We start from the raw sequence: 16,770 nt of genomic DNA, 5'->3' as shown, positions 1-16,770 counted from the left end.
GGTTGCTCCTCCTACCGGACCCGGCCCTCGTGCTCACGCACGATCCCGGTCAGTTCGATGTGGGCCCGACCCACGTGACGTCCCGACAACTCGCCCACCCTGCGGCCCACCGCTTCGGCGGCCGCGGAGGCCGCCCCGACGATGTCGGCTCGTTCGCGGATGGGTCCCGTGACGTCGAGGGCGATGGACCCGCGGTCGTCGTCGAGTCCCACACGCAGGCGCTTCGCGGGCACGCCGAGCTGTTCGGCTGCGGCTGCCCGCGCGAGCGCCGTGAGTGCTCGTGCGGTGATCTCGACGCGGCCCGGGACGGCAGTCGCGTCGACTCCTACCGGGCCGGCGTTCACCGGGAGCTCCGGCGTCCGGTCAGCACGTCGGTCAGGGCGCCGCGGTCGATCTTGCCGGACGTGATCGCGGCCACGAGGGCACCGATCAGGCCGAACACGACCACCAGGACGAAGCCCCAGAACCCGAACTGCAGTGCCACGACAGCCAGGATCGCGCCGATCAGCGCGCCGACGAGTGTGTTACTCAACGCGCGACTCCTTCTTGTCCTCGTTGTCGTCGTCGTCACCCGGGATGAAGACGTCCTGCACGGTCACGTTCACCTCGGCGACCTCCATGCCCACGATCTGCTGCAGCGCACGAGCGACCGACGAACGGACACCGTCCGCGACCTCCTGCAACGACACCGGGTACTCCGCGACGATCACGACGTCGGCGGCGACCTGCTTCTCGCCGACCTCGACCTTGACGCCCTGCCCGTAGTCGCGCTGCCCGATCTTGTCGCGCAGCGCGCCGATGGCACGGGCAGCGCCGTTGCCGAGCGAGTGCACGCCGTTGACCTCGCGGGCGGCGATGCCGGCGACCTTCGAGACGACGGTGTCGTCGATCGTGGTCTTGCCCGAGGTGTTCGCACCGGTCGTGTGGGTCCCGGTCGAGCGGGTCGCTGCCGCGGTGGTCGCGGGGGTGGTCGTGGTGGTGTCAGCCATTGGTTGCTCCCTTCGAGTGCCCGCCGGGACTCGTTCCCAGCGGTTGCTGTTCACGGATGAGACGGGCTGACACCGAGGTTCGTCACGTCCCCCGTTCCGGGTCGAGCATTTCCCCAGGAAACAGGCTTCTCGGGCCGTTCTTGTACCCCGAACGCAGTTCGGGGCGGGCGTTGTGGTGCGCAACCGGACAGCACCGGTGCGCTCCGTCCGCCGGACGCACCGGAGCAGACGCGTGCAGACGACGGACGGGAGGCGCGCCACCGGTCCGGTGTCGCGCCTCCCGTCCGGGGGCTGCGTCGTGGGTCGTGTCAGTGGATGCGGAGTTGCGCGACCATCGGGCAGGCGAACGGGTCACGGGCGGCGAGACCGACCCGGTTGAGGTACCGGACGACGATGCCGTAGGAGCGCAGCAGCGTCGTCTCGGTGTACGGCACGTCGAGGGTCTCGCAGTGGTCCCGCACCAGCAGACGAGCCTGCTTCAGCGCCGGACGCGGCATCGACGGGAACAGGTGGTGCTCCACCTGGTAGTTCAGGCCGCCCATCAGGAACGACACCCACCAGCCGCCCCGGATGTTGCGCGAGGTCCGCACCTGCCGCGAGAAGAAGTCGACCTTTGCGTCGTGAGCGATCGTCGGCATGCCCTTGTGGTTGGGCGCGAACGAGGCGCCCATCATCACGCCGAACACCGCGAGCTGCACCCCGAGGAACGCGCAGGCCATGCCGAACGGCAGGAACCAGAACACGACCGTCAGGTAGATGCCGAAGCGGGCGAGGAGCATGCCGCCTTCGAGCCAGCGGTGCCTGACGTCGGCCTTCGTCCCGTTGCCCGTGACGATCGAGGTGACGGCGTGGCGGTGCAGGTTGAGGCCCTCGAGCGTGAGCAGGGGGAAGAACAGCCAGCCCTGGAACCGCAGGAACGTGCGCATGAACGGCCCGCGGGCGGCAGCGGCGTCCTCGGGCAGGAAGCGGATCCCGTCAGGGGCGATGTCCGGGTCCTTGCCGACGGTGTTCGGGTTGCCGTGGTGGCGCGTGTGCTTGTTCATCCACCACGAGTAGCTGAGGCCGACCAGGAACGTGCCGAGCCACCGGCCGGCGTGGTCGTTCCACTTCTGTGACGCGAAGACCTGGCGGTGTGCGGCCTCGTGGGACAGGAACGCGAACTGGGTGAAGATGACGCCGAGGGCACCGGCGACGATGAGCTGGAACCACGAGTCGCCGAGGAACGCGAACGCGACCCACGCGAGCGCGAGACCGGCGACCAGGCTGCCGAAGAGGGACCAGTAGAAACCGGTCCGGCGGCGGAGGAGTCCGTGCTCCTTCACCTGCGCCAGGAGCGCCGAGTACGTGGAGGTGCCGTTGCGACTGCCGGGACCGGGTCGGGTGCGGGTGAAGCCGGGGGCGAGCGGGGTCGTCGTCATCGGGACCGACCTTCTGTGGTGAGCGATCCTTCGACCGGTCCGGAGAGTTCACGCATCCGCGCTTCCTCGAACCGTAGGTCACGTGGCCGTGAGAACACCTGTGCGTCCGCCCGGTGTCCGGGGAACGCACCGGCCGGGGCGAGCCCACCATCGGACGGGAGGCGCAGGGCGGGCCGGTCCGGCGCCTCCCGTCCGACGCCTGGTGCGGCGGAACCGCTCGCCGCACCTCGGATCAGCCGTTCCAGGCGTCCTGCAGCGCGCGCTCCAGGTCGGTGCGGACCGCTCCCCGCTCCTCCCCGTCACGGAGCGGTTCGGCCGTCAGCTTCCCGTCGCGGAGCGTCAACTCCGTCGTACTGTCGGTGCCGCGGTCGGCGAGACGCACGTACAGCCCGGTGCCGTCCGGCAGCACCGGTCGCACGGCCTCGACGAACGCCGGTACCTGACCCGCGTCGGACAGCGTCGCTGCGACGGACTGGTTCGTGTCGAACTGTTCCGAGGACGCCGGGAGGAAGCCCCGCAGCTTCGTACCGACCTGGATCGACGCACCGAGCATCGCCGGGGAACCGTTCACGGACAGACGATCCGTGTCGTCCGCAGCGTCCCGATCAGCAGCGTCATCGTTCCCGTCAGCGGCGTCGGTCTGCGGACCGACGCGGATCGACGTCACCGGGTCGGCCGGAGCAGCAGCGGCGAGCGCCGTCGCCGTCGCGAGGACCCCGTCCGGGTCGTCGACCGTCACGTCGACCACGGTCGGCGTGAGCGACACCGCGGTGACGCCCGGACGGGCAGCGACCGCCGCGAGTCGGTCCACCTCGGCGTAGTCGTCGGCGTCGGGCAGGTCGTCGTCGCCCCGGGGCTCGTCCTTCGTGACGATGCCGCCGTCCACGATGACCTGCGCGTCCGGCGCGGCCTGCCGTGCGATCGCGGTCGCGTCCCCGACGTCGTCGAGGTCCGCGAGGTGCAGGAGGAGGCGACCCGGCGTCACGGAGGCCCGGGTCACATCGTGGGCGGCGCGCACCCGCTCGTACGCGGTGATCTCCGGTGTCGGGTCGCCGACGGTGTCGTCGGTCCCGGCGACGTCGTTCGCGATCCGCAGGTCCGGCACGTCGTACGAGCGGATGACGTCCGGCTGCGCCGACGACCAGGACGCCGACGTCGAGGCGGTGTGCCAGCCGGACGACGCGGCGGTCCGCCGGACCGCTTCCCAGCCGGACACCAGGTCATCGGCATCGCGGACGGTGAGTGCGATGCGGCCTCCGCCGGTGCCGGAGGCGGACGGGGCGTCCACGTCGCCACCGAGCCAGCGGTCGTCGCCGCGGAGCCGATCGACGACGGCGAGCAGTCGGTCGTCCTCGGAGGCGCGTCCCTCCAGGGAGAACGCGAACCCGTCAGCCTCCATCGAGCCGCGGTACGTCGTGCCCGGGCCGGACGTGTCGTGGATCCAGCGTCCGACCTCGTGGGTGACCCGTCGCAGGTCGGCGTCGGACAGGTCGTCGTCGGCGGTCACGGTGACGATCGCCTCCCCGGCGAACGGCAGGTTGTTGGCACCCGATCCGTTGACGGACTGCACACCGTCGAGCGCGGACAGCTCACGCTGTGCCCGCTCGACGCCCGCGGTCCCCGCGTCGAGGTGGGCCGAGCAGCCGGTCAGCAGTATGACCGTGGTCAGCGTGCCGGCCGTGAGCGCGGCGGACCGCGTGCGTCGTCTCCCCCAGAGCATGGCGGGAGCGTAACGCAGCAACCTGCGCCGCCGACTCCGGGCCGAGCCCTGCGGAGGGGCCCGGGCGACGCGGACCCCAGGACGACGAGAGCCCCGGCGGAACGTGCGTTCCGCCGGGGCTCCTTCCGGTCGGGCTGACAGGATTTGAACCTGCGACCCCTTGACCCCCAGTCAAGTGCGCTACCAAGCTGCGCCACAGCCCGTGAGCTCTCACGAGCTCTGAGCCCCGAGAGGCTCGGAACCCCGTCTCCGGTGCTCCACCACCCGCGTCCGACCGGAGCGCGAGCAGCCCGTCAAGCATAGCGGACGCCGGACCCTGCTCGCGCCACGGCGCGTCGTCGTCCCGGGCGGATCGGTCGTTCAGCCCTGCGGCGAGCGCTGCGGCGAGCGCGCCGGCGGCTGCACGACGTCCCGCTCCGCCGCCAGCCACGGGAGCACGAGCCCCACCAGGAGTCCGCCGAGCCCGTCGGCGGCCAGGTCCCCGATCGTGTCGTCGTACCCGACGTAGATCTTCGAGTCGACGTAGTTGTGCCCGAGCCACTCGCACATCTCCCACACGGACCCGATCGCGAGCCCGAGGGTGAACACCAGGAGCGACACGGAGACCCGCCCGGCATCGGGAGCATGTGGCACGAGCCGCAGGTCCGCGGCGATCACGGCCAGCAGCGCCGCGAGCAACCCGGTGAGGACGACGTGGATCAGCTTGTCCCAGAGGAACACCGACGTGTACCACTCGAGCGCGCTCGACCACCCGGCGACGAGCACCAGGACGCAGACCGCCAGGTCGAACGCCGGTCGGAGTCCGAGCATCCGCGGCAGCACCACCCCGAACAGCGCGAGCGACATCACCGCGAACGACGTGCTCCCCCACCCGATCGTGGCGACGGGGATGCTGAAGAGCGTCAGGACCCGAACCACGTCGGCGGGCAGGAAGCGCCGGCGCAGGAAGGTCAGCCCGAGCGTGCGGATCACGAGGCCCACCGCACGACCGCGTGCACGGCCGCGTGGTCGGACGGCCACACCCCACCCGGCCGCCGCACGTTCACGGCGACCCGTTCGACCACGGCGTCCTCGGTGACGAGCACCCCGTCTATCCGCCGGCCGCCGACACGCGGCGCCCGGTAGTGCGGGTACGTCCCGTACGCCTCCCCCACCTGCCTGGAGGCTCTCCCCCAGCTGTCCACGACCCCCGCCTCCGCCAGTGCTCGCCACGGCGCCGACCCGGCCGGGCAGTTCCAGTCGGCCATCACGACGGCCGGCAGCCCGCGCTCACGGACGATCCGCCCGAGCAGCTGTGCGCCGCGGAGCCGTGCCCACGGGGAGGCGACGTCGAGGTGGGTGGCGATGGCGGTGAACTGCTGCCCGGTGCCCCGGTCCGCGACGACGGCTGCGACGGCGTGCCGCGGGAAGGCCGTCGCCCACGACCGGGAACCCCGACGCGACGGCGTGCGGGACAGCGCCCAGGTGCGCCGTTCGACGACGTCGAGTCGCTCGCGGTCGAGGAACAGGCCGACCGCCTCGCCACCGCCGCGCGCTCCGCGTCCGACGACCACGGGTTCCCAGCGCGACCCGAGACGGGCCGTGAGGTCCGCGGTCTGGGTGGGCAGTGCCTCCTGGACGGCCAGCACGGTCGGCTCCTCGGAGGTGACCAGCGCGACGACGGCACCGCGACGACGCTCCCACGCGTCGGGGTGACGGGCCGGACGCGGGGTGCGCCTGCGGAGGTTGAGGGTCGCGCAGTGCACCTCCGGCGCGGCCACCGCCCCGATGGTCGGGTGATCGTCGGGCGCTCCTGGCATGCCTCATGTCTACGAGACGACACCTGTCGCATTCCCAGGGTCTCGTCACCGTCGCTCGTAGGGTGGCTCGGATGCGTTCCGGTCGTCCCACCCGTGCCCTGCTCGCCCTGTCCGTCTCCGGCCTGCTGCTCGGAGCCGCCGGCTGCACCACACACGACGACGGCCCGACGGTCGCGCAGCTCGCGCGGTCGTCGGCCGACTCGGTCACGGTCGCCGCCCAGCAGGACCCGGCCGCGCGCTCCGTCGCCGCGAGCCGGGCGCTGTTCCGGGCGTCGCCCGGGGCGGTCGTCGCGCCCGCCTCGGACAGCGCGGCGGTGCGTGACGCGGCGAGCGCGGCGCGGGCGGCCCACGTGCCCCTCCTGTTGACGGACGACGACGGGCGTCGCTCCTCGACAGCGTCCCCGAGCACGAGTGGCCGCGACCGGGTGGCCGCCGAGCTCGATCGTCTCGGGGCCGACTGGTACCAGGCGGAGGGCGACGTGACGGTCGACACGGACGTGCCGGAGCAGGATGCACCAGACGGTGGCGACGCACCGCAGGCGACCGGCGCCTCCCGTCCGGCGACCGTCGTCGTGGCGGACCGGGACGCCGACCGGGCGGCCGTCACGACGGCCGAAGCTGCGGGAGCTCGTGTCGTCGTCATGCCGGACGGCGTCACCGACCCGGCTGCGGCACCCGACGTCGTGACCGCGCTGCACGAGCGGGCCGACCACCCCACCGTGCTCGTCGGCACGGCGTTCGGCGACCTGCCGGACCCGCGGTGGACGGTCCGGGCGGCGGAGAGCGGCTGGCAGCTCCCCCACGGCGGGCAGCGGCCGTTCGACGGACACCGCTACGTCGCGCTCTACGGGGCGCCCGGCGCACCCGTGCTCGGGGTGCTCGGCGAGCAGGACCCCGCGGCGACCGTGCGCCGGGCCGAGGGGACGGCGAAGGAGTACGACGGGCTCGGCGACGAGCCGGTGACGCCGGCGATGGAGGTCATCGCGACCGTCGCGGCCGGTGACGCCGGTGCGGACGGCGACTACTCGACCGAGCTGCCGGCATCGACGCTGGAACCGTACGTCGACGCGGCGACCGATGCCGGGATGCCGGTCATCCTCGACCTGCAGCCGGGGCGGTCGGACTTCCTGTCCCAGGCGAAGCGGTACGAGTCGCTGCTGGCGAAGCCGAACGTGTGGCTCGCGCTCGACCCGGAGTGGCGGCTGACCGCGGACCAGGTACCCCTGGAGCAGATCGGGAGCGTCTCGGCGTCCGAGGTGAACGAGGTCTCGTCGTGGCTCGCCGACCTGGTGCGGTCGAAGGGGCTCCCGCCGAAGGCGTTCGTGCTGCACCAGTTCCGGCTGTCGATGATCCAGGACCGCTCCTCGCTGCGCTCCCATCCCGAGCTGGACGTGCTCATCCACGTCGACGGACAGGGCTCGCAACCGGACAAGCAGGCGACCTGGAAGGCGCTGCACCAGGACGCACCGGACGGCGTGCACTGGGGCTGGAAGAACTTCTACGACGAGGACGCGCCGATGCTGTCGCCGGAGCAGACGATGGCGGACGTGCAGCCGACGCCGTCGTTGATCACGTACCAGTAGCGGCGTCGCGTCGCGTCGGGTCGCTCTCTGTCACGTTCTCAACAGACTGGAGGGACGGGGCGCGTTCCGTCGGCGGGTGCTGACAGCATGGGTGCATGTCTGCTCTCGGTGTCGGTTCGTCCGTCGGCTCGCCCGCTCCCACGGCGGCGCCGCCGTCCGCCGAGATCGCTGCAGAGGCGCAGGCGGCCCTGGCCGCCCTGACCGGGCGGCCGGACGCGGTCTTCCACCCCGGACAGCTCGAGGCGATCTCGGCCCTGGTCGAGCACCGGCAGCGCGCCCTCGTGGTGCAGCGCACCGGATGGGGCAAGTCCGCCGTGTACTTCCTCGCGACCCTGCTGCTGCGTCGTCGCGGGGGCGGCCCGACCGTGCTGGTGTCGCCGCTGCTCGCCCTCATGCGCGACCAGGTCGCCGCGGCCGCGCGGGCCGGCGTCCGCGCAGTGTCGATCAACTCCGCGAACGCCCACGAGTGGGCGGACACGCAGGCGGCCCTCGCGCGCGACGAGGTCGACGTGCTCCTCGTCTCCCCCGAGCGGCTCAACAACCCACGCTTCCGCGACGAGCAGCTGCCGACGCTGATCACCCGGATGGGCATGCTCGTCGTCGACGAGGCACACTGCATCTCCGACTGGGGACACGACTTCCGCCCCGACTACCGCCGGCTCGCCGAGCTCATCCGCTCGCTCCCCCAGGGTGTGCCCGTGCTCGCGACGACGGCGACCGCGAACGAACGCGTGGTCGAGGACGTCGCCGAGCAGCTCACCGCCGGCCCCGACGCTCCCGTCTTCACGATCCGCGGTTCGCTGGCGCGTGCGTCGCTCCGGCTCGGCGTCCTGACGCTGCCCGACGCCCGACAGCGCCTCGGGTGGTTGCTCGCGCACCTCGGCGACCTGCCCGGCAGCGGCATCATCTACACGCTGACCGTCTCCGGGGCCGAGGACATCGCCCGGCTCCTGCGCGAGAACGGGTACGCCGTCCGCGCGTACACCGGACGGACCGACACCGAGGAGCGGGAGCAGCTCGAGCAGCAGCTCAAGGGCAACGAGCTCAAGGCGCTCGTCGCCACGAGCGCGCTCGGGATGGGCTTCGACAAGCCGGACCTCGGGTTCGTCGTGCACGTCGGCGCTCCCTCGTCGCCCGTCGCCTACTACCAGCAGATCGGCCGCGCGGGGCGTGCTACCGACAACGCCGACGTGCTGCTGCTGCCCGGGCGCGAGGACCGCGAGATCTGGCAGTACTTCGCGAGCGCGTCGATGCCGACCGAGGCCCGCGCCTCCGCCGTGCTCGGTGCGCTCTCCACCGACACGGCGATGTCCACCGTGGCACTCGAGGGGCTCGTCGACATCAAGCGTTCCACGCTCGAGCTGCTGCTCAAGGTGCTCGACGTCGACGGAGCTGTCCGCCGCGTCGCCGGCGGCTGGGTGTCGACCGGGCAGCCGTGGCGGTACGACGCCGCCCGGTACGAGCGGGTCGCCGCCGCTCGCGAGGCCGAGGCCGCGTCGATGCTCGCCTACGAGTCCACCTCGGCGTGCCGCATGCAGCTGCTGCAGCAGGACCTCGACGACCCGTCCGCCGAGCCCTGCGGGCGCTGCGACAACTGCGCGGGCGTCTGGTACCCGACCTCGGTGTCCGACTCGGACGCCTCGGGTGCCGCCGCCGCACTCGACAAGGTGGGCGTCGAGATCGCACCCCGCGCGCAGTGGCCGTCCGGCATGTCCTCCCTCGGCGTGCCCGTGAAGGGGAAGATCGTGGCCGCTGAGCTCGTCGAGCCGGGCCGGGCCGTCGCCCGTCTCACCGACCTCGGCTGGGGCGGCCCGCTCCGCGCGCTCTTCTCGGCGGCGACGCCGGACGGCCCCGTCTCCCGTGAGCTGGTCGACGGGTGCATCCGCGCCCTGAAGGACTGGCCCTGGGCCGAGCGTCCGACCGGGGTCGTGGTGATGTCGTCGCGGTCCCGGCCGGAGCTCGTCGGGTCGTTGGCGCAGGCACTGGCTTCGATCGGGCGGCTGCAGTTCCTCGGGACACTCGAGCGGAGCGGTGGGGAGCCCCGCGGTGACGGCGCGACGAACAGCGCCTACCGGTTGGCCGGGGTGTGGGACACCTTCGTGGTGGACCCGGCGTTGGCTGCGGCGTTGGCGTCGCACCAGGGGCCGGTGCTGCTCGTCGACGACCTGGTGGACAGCCGGTGGACGATGACCGTCGCGGGGCGGGAGCTCCGGCGTGCGGGCGCGTCGGCCGTGCTGCCGTTCGCGCTCGCGACGGTGGCCTGACACCCGACGGCGGACCGGCCTCGACGTCCTTCGCGTCCGCCCGTCCGGTGTGCTCCGCTCAGGCTGCGCCGATCGCGTCCAGCTCTCGGATCGCGTCGGCCGGCAGCGTGATGCCCGTACCTTCGACGTTCTGCCGCAGGTGCTCCACCGAGGACGTGCCAGGGATGAGCAGGATGTTGTCCGAGCGCTGGAGCAGCCAAGCGAGGGCGACCGACAGGCGCGACTCCCCCAGTCGCTCCGCGACCGCGTCGAGCGCCTCGGACTGGATGGGCGAGAAGCCCCCGAGGGGGAAGTACGGCACGTACGCGATGCCCTCGGCCGCCGTGAGGTCGACGAGGTCGTCGTCCCCGCGCTGCGCCACGTTGTACATGTTCTGCACGCAGACCACGGGCGCGATCCCGAGGGCCTCGACGAGCTGCGCGCCCGTCACGGTCGAGAGTCCGAGGTGGCGGATCTTGCCCTGCTGCTGCAGTTCGGCGAGCGCCTCGAACTGCGGGGCGATGCTGCCCGGCTCCGGGGCGTCGAAGCCACCGACGCGGAGGTTGACGACATCGAGCTGCTCGAGACCGAGCCGGTCGAGGTTCGCATGCACGTCCTCGACGAGCTGCTCGGGCTTCCGCGCGGGCGGCCACTGCCCCTTGTCGTTCCGGCGTGACCCGACCTTCGTGACGATGTGGACCTGCTCGGGGTACGGGTGCAGGGCTTCGCGGATGATCTCGTTCGTGACGTGCGGTCCGTAGAAGTCCGCGGTGTCGATGTGGGTGATGCCGAGTTCGACCGCCGTGCGCAGTACCCGGACGGCCTCGTCGCGGTCGGCCGGCGGGCCGAAGACGTGCGGGCCGGCGAGCTGCATCGCGCCGTAGCCGAAGCGGGTGACCTCGAGGTCGCCGAGGTCGTAGGTGCCACCGGGGAGGCTGTTCGTCGTCATGGTTCGACCATGCTCCCGATCACTGCGATGTGCCTGGCCCTGGTTGTCCCCGGGTCCACGAGGCGTTCCTCGGGCAGGGACCGGCCACCGGCCGCGATCACACCCCCGGACGATCCCCGGGCGTCCTGACGGGCTTCGGGAACGTCGCACGCATGTGGTCGCTCGTCAGCACGTCGCCGATGCCGATCATCAGCAGCGAGAAGAGGATCTGCTCGACGACCATCCAGAACGGGTAGAGGCCCGGGATCGCCGCGACGACGAGGGTGACGACGGGGAACATCCGGCTGAAGAGCCGGAGCCGCTGGTACGCCCAGTAGTAGCCGAGCTGCGCGCGCCACGCGAACACGTACAGGGTCAGGGTGATCAGGAGCACCACGGTCGCCCGGAACCACACCGCCCAGGCGACGCTCTCCCCCGCCCGGGTCAGGAGCACCGCGACGACGATCGCTGCGAGACCGACGACGGTCTCGGCGACGAGCAGCCACCGGATCCACCGGAAGGACCGCACGGTGTCGGGGTGCGCGAGCATGTCCTCCCGGATGACGTAGTCGGCCTGTCGACCGCCGGCCAGGCGGTCCAGGTGCAGCCGGCACCACAGACGGTCGGCGAGGACGGGGAGGGACACGTCTCCATGGTGCCGCATCCGGCTCGTGTCCTGGGTCCGGTCGGGGCCGTCGGACTGCGGGAACGACCAGGTCGCGGGCGTCTCGGAGTGTCGACAGGCCGGGCGGACGGCCCGCGTCGGCGTCAGTCCACCGGTACGAGCAGGGCGACGCCGAGCACCTGGTCGGTGTCGCCGTCGACCAGGGCCGCGGACCGGGTGTCCGCCTGCAGCGAGGACGCGTCCGTGACGACCGAGAAGCCCCCGGCGGTGTCCCCGTCCATCGGGACCCGCATGGACGCCGACGCGTGGGCGAGCGCGCCGAGGTCGGGCGTCGGGTCGGACGTCAGGACGAGTCGGACCGCCCGGTGCTCCGGCGGCAGGGTCACGCCGTCGACCCGGACCGCGACGGCGTCGGCACCGAGCCGCTCGATGCGGACCGACGCGGCGACGCCGTCGACCGTGGCCGCGAGGGGACCGCCGACGGGCAGCACCCGGGCGACCCAGTCCTCGACGCTGCGCGGGACACCCTGCGGACCGGTGGCCTCGGGGACAGGAGCACCGAGCGCGTTCGACACCCCGAGCGGCACCGGTCCGTCGGCGTCCTGCGGCGCGGGTGCCGTCGGTCCTGGGCCGTCCGGCACCGCGGACGCGGGATCGGCGGGGCGCGCCTGCCGGAACGCGTCGTCGTCGACTCCCGTGCTCAACCAGGCCACGCCGACGGCGGTGACGACGACGGCGAGCACCACCAGGACCGTCCCCGGTCCGCGCAGTGCCCGCCGCCCCATGCCGTCGTCCGACCGCTACGTACGCTTGCGGCGCTCGCGCACCCGCATGTTGACGTTGATCGGGGTGCCCTCGAAGCCCCACACCTCGCGTAGACGGCGGGTGATGAAGCGGCGGTACTGCGGGTCGAGGAAGGCCGACGTGAACAGCACGAACGTCGGCGGCTGGCTCGACGCCTGGGTCCCGAACAGGATGCGGGGCTGCTTGCCGCCACGGACCGGGTGCGGGTGCTCCTGCACGAGCTCGGCGATGAAGGCGTTGACCTTGCCGGTCGGGATGCGGGTGTCCCACGACTCGAGCGCGGTCTCGAGCGCCGGCACGAGCTTCTCGAGGTGACGGCCGGTCCGTGCCGAGATGTTCACGCGCGGTGCCCAGGCGACGTGCGCCAGGTCCTGCTCGATCTCGCGCTCGAGGTAGCGGCGACGGTCGTCGTCGAGCAGGTCCCACTTGTTGTAGGCCAGGACGAGCGCGCGGCCGGACTCGAGCACCAGGTCGATGATCCGGAGGTCCTGCGTCGAGATCGGTTCCGTCACGTCGAGCACGACGACGGCGACCTCGGCCTTCTCGAGCGCCGCAGTGGTGCGGAGCGACGCGTAGAAGTCGGCGCCCTGCTGCAGGTGCACGCGCTTCCGGATGCCGGCGGTGTCGACGAAGCGCCAGACGCGGCCACCGAGCTCGATCTGCTCGTCCACCGGGTCGCGCGTGGTGCCCGCGAGGTCGTTCACGACGACGCGCTCCTCACCCGCCGCCTTGTTGAGCAGCGAGCTCTTGCCGACGTTCGGTCGGCCGAGGATCGCGACGCGACGGGGTCCGCCGACCTCCTGCTTCGCGACGGCCGACGTGTCCGGCAGCGTCTTGATGATGAGGTCCATGAGGTCGGCCACACCGCGGCCGTGCAGCGCGGACACCGGGTGCGGCTCGCCGAGCCCGAGGTTCCACAGCTCGTACGCGTCGAGGTCGCGGCGGTCGTCGTCGGCCTTGTTCGCGACGACGATGACCGGGCGGTCGGTACCGCGGAGCATCTTGACGACGTGCTCGTCGGTCGCGGTGATGCCGACCGTGACGTCGACCACGAAGAGCACGGCGTCGGCCAGGTCGACCGCGACCTCTGCCTGGGCGGCGACCGAGGCGTTGATGCCCCGGGCGTCGGGCTCCCACCCGCCGGTGTCGACGAGCGTGAAGCGCTTGTCGTTCCACTCGGCCTTGTAGCTCACGCGGTCGCGGGTGACGCCGGGGACGTCCTGCACGACGGCCTCACGTCGACCGATGATGCGGTTGACGAGCGCCGACTTGCCGACGTTCGGCCGACCGACGATCGCGAGCACCGGGTACGCGGGCAGGTAGTGGACGCCGTCCTCACCGATCTCGCCCGCCTCGAGGAGGGCGACGTCCTCCTCGTCGAGCTCGTACTCGTCGAGCCCGGCACGGAGCGCGTTGGCGCGCTGGTCCGCCTCGGCGTCGTCGAGACCGGCGAGCCGCTCACCGAGCGCGTCGTCGTACTCCGGGAAGTCGTCGTTGTCGTGGCTGTCCTGCTGGGCCATGGTGGGTTCCTCGTGTGCGACCGGGGTCGCGGTGTCGGTGGCCGGTGCCGGCCTGGCCGGTTCCCCGGCCGTGGTGACCGGACGGTGTCCGGTCGTGCGTCAGTGCGTGGCCGCTCGGGCCAGGTCGACGACCGCCTGCACGGTCTGGTCGAAGTCGAGGTCGGTGGAGTCGAGCGTCGTGACGCCGTCCGCGGCGTTCATGAAGTCGACGACCTTGGCGTCCGCCGCATCACGTCGGGCGAGTGCGGCGGAGGTCTCGGCGGCCGACTGGGTCGTGACCTCTGCCGAACGCCGAGCCATCCTAACCGACTCGTCGGCGGTGAGCAGGATGCGGACCTCCGCGTCGGGAGCGACCACCGTGGTGATGTCACGCCCCTCGGTGATGATCCCCTGCGCGTCGGCCTTCCGCATCACCTGTCGGAAGAGCTGCACGAGCTTCTCGCGGACCTCGGGCAGCTTCGCGATGTGCGCCACCGCGGCGGTGACCTCCGGCGTGCGGATCGCTTCCGTGACGTCGGTGTCGCCGACGCGGACGAAGTAGTCGTCGGGGTCGGTGCCGATCGCGTAGTCGAAGGTCTCCCAGCTCGCCACGACGGCCGCCGGGTCGTCGAGGTCGACGCCCTGCTGCAGCGCGTGCCACGCCAGGGCACGGTAGGCGGCGCCGGTGTCCTGGTACCCGAAACCGAGCGCCCGGGCGGCGGCACGCGAGACGCTCGACTTGCCGCTGCCGGCCGGACCGTCGACCGCGATGACGGTCTTCGCGACGAAGGCTCCCTGCGGCAGACCGGACGGTACCGGGGCACTCGTCGACCCCGGCTCACCACCGGGGGTGCCGAGTCCGCCGTCGGGCCCGCCGAGCGCACCGCCGTCGGCACCACCGGCAGCGCCGTCACCGGGCGTCGGGGTGGGCAGGCCGGAGTCGGGCCCCTCGGGGCCCCCGGTGACGCCGGACTCGTTCGGCGTGACGTGCGTGTCGTCGTTCAGGCCCATGCTGCTGCGATCCTCCATCCGCGACCCTCGAGCTCTTCGACGAGTCGCTGTTCCTGCTCGGGCACGACCGACACCTCGACGATGCCGATGGGTGCACCCGGTGAGTGCTCGAGGCGCATGTCCTCGAGGTTGATGCCGATCTCCCCGATGAACTGCAGGAGCGCGGCGATCTGGCCCGGGGTGTCGTCGACGAGGACGACCACCTGGGCGAAGCGCTTCGTGGTGCCGTGCTTGCCCGGCAGGCGCTCCACACCGCGGTTGCCGGCGGCGATGGTCTCGGCGATCGTGCGGGGCGAGCCCTGGGCGTCGGGGGCGTCCAGGGCACGGAGCACCCGGTCGAGGTCGTCGCGCAGGTCGGCGAGCACCGGCTTGATGTGCGCGGCGTTCGCGCCGATGATCTGCACCCACAGCCCCGGGTCGCTCGCGGCGATGCGGGTCACGTCGCGGACACCGCCGCCCGCCAGGCCGAGCGAACCGTCCGGTGCGTCCCGCAGCCGTGCCGCCATGAGCGTCGAGACGAGCTGGGGCGCGTGCGAGACGTACGCGACGGCGAGGTCGTGCGACTCCGGCTCCATCGGGACCACGGTCGCCCCGACGTCGAGCGCGAGGTCCTCGACGACGGCGGCCCGCTGGTAGGAGATGGCGTCGTGGCCGGCGATCACCCACGGCCGTCCGACGAACAGGTCGGCCCGGGCCGCGGTGGGACCACTGCGCTCCCGACCCGCCATCGGGTGGGAGCCGATGTACCGCGAGACGTCGGCTCCGGATGCCCGCAGCCGTTCGAGCGGCCCGGTCTTCACGCTCGCGACGTCGGTGACGATCGCGTGCGGGAACGCTGCGAGCTCGCGTTCGACCACGGCCGCCACCACGTCCGGCGGCACCGCGACCACGACGAGCTCTGGCTGGTCCCCCTCGGCCGGGCGACGACCGGCGCCGTAGTCCACGGCGAGCGCCAGCGCGGCCGGCGACACGTCGTCGAGCACGACGTCGACGCCCTTCTCGCGCAGCGCGAGTCCGATGGACGCTCCGAGCAGCCCGGCACCGACGACCCGCACGGGTCCGCGGAGCCGCCGGTCGATGTCCGGGTCGGCGAGCGGGGCGGGGGCGTCGGTCACGGGCCTCAGCCTACCGAGCGTCAGTCGGCAGTCTCCTCGTCGGTGTCGACCTGTGCAGAGGCCTTCGCGTCGCGGGCGATGCGGAGGAGCCCACCGAGCTCGACCGTCGACAGCTCCCGCGTCCGCCCGATCGGCAGCGAGCCGAGCTGCAGCGGACCGAAGGACCGACGGACGAGTTCGAGCACGGGGTGGTCGACTGCGTCGAGCATGCGCCGCACGATGCGGTTGCGGCCCGAGTGCAGCGTGATCTCGACCAGGGACTCGCCGCGGGAGGACTCGAGCAGCCGCACCTTGTCCGCCGCGATCGGCCCGTCCTCGAGTTCGACACCCTCGAGCAGCCGCTGCACGGTCGCCGGGTTGACGTTGCCCGCGACCTTCGCGATGTACGTCTTCGTCACACCGAAGGACGGGTGCGCGAGGACGTGCGCGAGGTCACCGTCGTTCGTCAGGAGCAGGAGCCCCGAGGTCTCGGCGTCGAGGCGACCGACGTTGAACAGGCGTTCCTCGTAGCGGTCGACGTACTCGGACAGGTCGCGCCGTCCCCGCTCGTCCTGCAGGCTCGACACCATGCCCGTCGGCTTGTTGAGGAGCACGTAGCGGCGCGAGCTGTCCACCTGCACCGGCACCCCGTCCACCGCGATCTGGTCCGTCTCCGGGTCCACCCGCCGCCCGAGGGCGTCGACGACCTCGCCGTTGATCGTCACGCGGCCCTCGACGATCAGGTTCTCCGCGACCCGTCGGGACGCGATCCCGGCAGCGGCGATCACCTTCTGCAGGCGCTCACCGTCGGCCTGGAGGCCCGACTCACCGCCGGTGGCCGAGCCCGCCCCCGACGCGTCCCAGTCGGGGATGACGGGGCGCTCCGGTGTGCCCTCGAGCGGGACGCCGTGGTCGTCGCGCGCACCCTCCGGGCGCGGCGTCGTTCGCGGGTCGGTGCGGCCTGCGCCGGCACCACCGTTCCGCGGACGGTCGCTGTTCCGCGCCGTGGTCGTCCCGCCGACGTAGCGACGGCCGTTGTGCCACACGGTGCTGGGGC

16 protein-coding genes and 1 tRNA gene are annotated in these 16,770 nt (G+C 72.4%); 2 read left to right on the top strand and 15 right to left on the bottom strand.

Features of this window, described 5'->3' with window-relative positions:
* Positions 1 to 11 precede the first annotated feature (11 nt).
* The 8 genes from DEJ22_RS05360 to DEJ22_RS05325 all read right to left on the bottom strand — a co-directional run bounded on the left by DEJ22_RS05360 (position 12) and on the right by DEJ22_RS05325 (position 5,926).
* A complete protein-coding gene (locus tag DEJ22_RS05360) occupies positions 12 to 344 on the bottom strand; it encodes a hypothetical protein (protein WP_111227466.1) in 333 nt (110 codons plus the stop codon).
* Complete coding sequence (locus tag DEJ22_RS05355; RefSeq protein WP_111227467.1) at positions 341 to 532, bottom strand: DUF2273 domain-containing protein; 192 nt, start codon at positions 530 to 532, stop codon at positions 341 to 343. The genes DEJ22_RS05360 and DEJ22_RS05355 overlap by 4 nt, the downstream gene beginning before the upstream one ends.
* Entirely contained in the window at positions 525 to 989 is a 465-nt protein-coding gene (locus DEJ22_RS05350) for an Asp23/Gls24 family envelope stress response protein (protein ID WP_111227468.1), read from the bottom strand. The genes DEJ22_RS05355 and DEJ22_RS05350 overlap by 8 nt, the downstream gene beginning before the upstream one ends.
* Positions 990 to 1,297: 308 nt before the next feature.
* The gene (locus DEJ22_RS05345; protein ID WP_111227469.1) at positions 1,298 to 2,407 is read right to left on the bottom strand and encodes a fatty acid desaturase family protein; all 1,110 of its coding nucleotides are present in this window, start codon (positions 2,405 to 2,407) and stop codon (positions 1,298 to 1,300) included.
* A 232-nt stretch (positions 2,408 to 2,639) separates the two neighbouring features.
* Complete coding sequence (locus DEJ22_RS05340; RefSeq protein WP_111227470.1) at positions 2,640 to 4,127, bottom strand: hypothetical protein; 1,488 nt, start codon at positions 4,125 to 4,127, stop codon at positions 2,640 to 2,642.
* 129 nt (positions 4,128 to 4,256) lie between these two features.
* A tRNA-Pro gene (locus tag DEJ22_RS05335) sits at positions 4,257 to 4,330 on the bottom strand.
* Positions 4,331 to 4,487: 157 nt separating this feature from the next.
* A complete protein-coding gene (locus DEJ22_RS05330) occupies positions 4,488 to 5,099 on the bottom strand; it encodes a DUF2238 domain-containing protein (RefSeq protein ID WP_146241769.1) in 612 nt (203 codons plus the stop codon).
* Positions 5,096 to 5,926: an endonuclease/exonuclease/phosphatase family protein gene (locus DEJ22_RS05325; protein WP_111227472.1), complete on the bottom strand. Its 831-nt coding sequence runs from the start codon at positions 5,924 to 5,926 to the stop codon at positions 5,096 to 5,098. The genes DEJ22_RS05330 and DEJ22_RS05325 overlap by 4 nt, the downstream gene beginning before the upstream one ends.
* A 71-nt stretch (positions 5,927 to 5,997) precedes the next feature.
* Between DEJ22_RS05325 and DEJ22_RS05320 the strand changes: the two genes are divergently transcribed.
* Complete coding sequence (locus tag DEJ22_RS05320; protein WP_111227473.1) at positions 5,998 to 7,509, top strand: SDR family NAD(P)-dependent oxidoreductase; 1,512 nt, start codon at positions 5,998 to 6,000, stop codon at positions 7,507 to 7,509.
* Positions 7,510 to 7,604: 95 nt separating this feature from the next.
* The gene (locus DEJ22_RS05315; protein ID WP_258379645.1) at positions 7,605 to 9,773 is read left to right on the top strand and encodes a RecQ family ATP-dependent DNA helicase; all 2,169 of its coding nucleotides are present in this window, start codon (positions 7,605 to 7,607) and stop codon (positions 9,771 to 9,773) included.
* Positions 9,774 to 9,831: 58 nt separating this feature from the next.
* Here DEJ22_RS05315 and DEJ22_RS05310 read toward each other — a convergent pair whose 3' ends face one another.
* From DEJ22_RS05310 to DEJ22_RS05280, 7 genes are all read right to left on the bottom strand, one after another.
* Positions 9,832 to 10,701: an oxidoreductase gene (locus tag DEJ22_RS05310; protein WP_111227474.1), complete on the bottom strand. Its 870-nt coding sequence runs from the start codon at positions 10,699 to 10,701 to the stop codon at positions 9,832 to 9,834.
* A gap of 97 nt (positions 10,702 to 10,798) precedes the next feature.
* The gene (locus DEJ22_RS05305; RefSeq protein ID WP_258379646.1) at positions 10,799 to 11,326 is read right to left on the bottom strand and encodes a hypothetical protein; all 528 of its coding nucleotides are present in this window, start codon (positions 11,324 to 11,326) and stop codon (positions 10,799 to 10,801) included.
* Between the two features lie 122 nt (positions 11,327 to 11,448).
* On the bottom strand, positions 11,449 to 12,090 hold the full coding sequence (locus tag DEJ22_RS05300) for a hypothetical protein (RefSeq protein ID WP_111227476.1): 642 nt from the start codon (positions 12,088 to 12,090) through the stop codon (positions 11,449 to 11,451).
* A gap of 15 nt (positions 12,091 to 12,105) precedes the next feature.
* Complete coding sequence (gene der / locus DEJ22_RS05295) at positions 12,106 to 13,629, bottom strand: ribosome biogenesis GTPase Der (protein ID WP_111227477.1); 1,524 nt, start codon at positions 13,627 to 13,629, stop codon at positions 12,106 to 12,108.
* Between the two features lie 99 nt (positions 13,630 to 13,728).
* Complete coding sequence (cmk, locus tag DEJ22_RS05290) at positions 13,729 to 14,412, bottom strand: (d)CMP kinase (RefSeq protein WP_258379660.1); 684 nt, start codon at positions 14,410 to 14,412, stop codon at positions 13,729 to 13,731.
* Between the two features lie 197 nt (positions 14,413 to 14,609).
* Positions 14,610 to 15,734: a prephenate dehydrogenase gene (locus DEJ22_RS05285; RefSeq protein ID WP_111227479.1), complete on the bottom strand. Its 1,125-nt coding sequence runs from the start codon at positions 15,732 to 15,734 to the stop codon at positions 14,610 to 14,612.
* A 20-nt stretch (positions 15,735 to 15,754) separates the two neighbouring features.
* Positions 15,755 to 16,510 (bottom strand): pseudouridine synthase, encoded by a 756-nt coding sequence (locus DEJ22_RS05280; RefSeq protein WP_258379661.1) that lies wholly within the window; start codon positions 16,508 to 16,510, stop codon positions 15,755 to 15,757.
* Between the last annotated feature and the right edge of the window lie 260 nt (positions 16,511 to 16,770).

It is taken from the genome of Curtobacterium sp. MCSS17_007 (assembly GCF_003234175.2).
Classification (GTDB): Bacteria; Actinomycetota; Actinomycetes; order Actinomycetales; family Microbacteriaceae; genus Curtobacterium.
The sequence above is the reverse complement of the archived record's forward strand: the minus strand, read 5'-3'. Positions and strand labels throughout refer to the sequence as shown.

Bases quoted from the DNA above. Each gene is read 5' to 3' on its own strand.
- DEJ22_RS05345 (WP_111227469.1), bottom strand. From the start codon at position 2,407: ATGACGACGACCCCGCTCGCCCCCGGCTTCACCCGCACCCGACCCGGT.
- DEJ22_RS05320 (WP_111227473.1), top strand. From the start codon at position 5,998: ATGCGTTCCGGTCGTCCCACCCGTGCCCTGCTCGCCCTGTCCGTCTCC.
- der (WP_111227477.1), bottom strand. From the start codon at position 13,629: ATGGCCCAGCAGGACAGCCACGACAACGACGACTTCCCGGAGTACGAC.
- DEJ22_RS05310 (WP_111227474.1), bottom strand. From the start codon at position 10,701: ATGACGACGAACAGCCTCCCCGGTGGCACCTACGACCTCGGCGACCTC.
- DEJ22_RS05340 (WP_111227470.1), bottom strand. From the start codon at position 4,127: ATGCTCTGGGGGAGACGACGCACGCGGTCCGCCGCGCTCACGGCCGGC.
- DEJ22_RS05325 (WP_111227472.1), bottom strand. From the start codon at position 5,926: ATGCCAGGAGCGCCCGACGATCACCCGACCATCGGGGCGGTGGCCGCG.
- DEJ22_RS05350 (WP_111227468.1), bottom strand. From the start codon at position 989: ATGGCTGACACCACCACGACCACCCCCGCGACCACCGCGGCAGCGACC.
- DEJ22_RS05300 (WP_111227476.1), bottom strand. From the start codon at position 12,090: ATGGGGCGGCGGGCACTGCGCGGACCGGGGACGGTCCTGGTGGTGCTC.
- DEJ22_RS05315 (WP_258379645.1), top strand. From the start codon at position 7,605: ATGTCTGCTCTCGGTGTCGGTTCGTCCGTCGGCTCGCCCGCTCCCACG.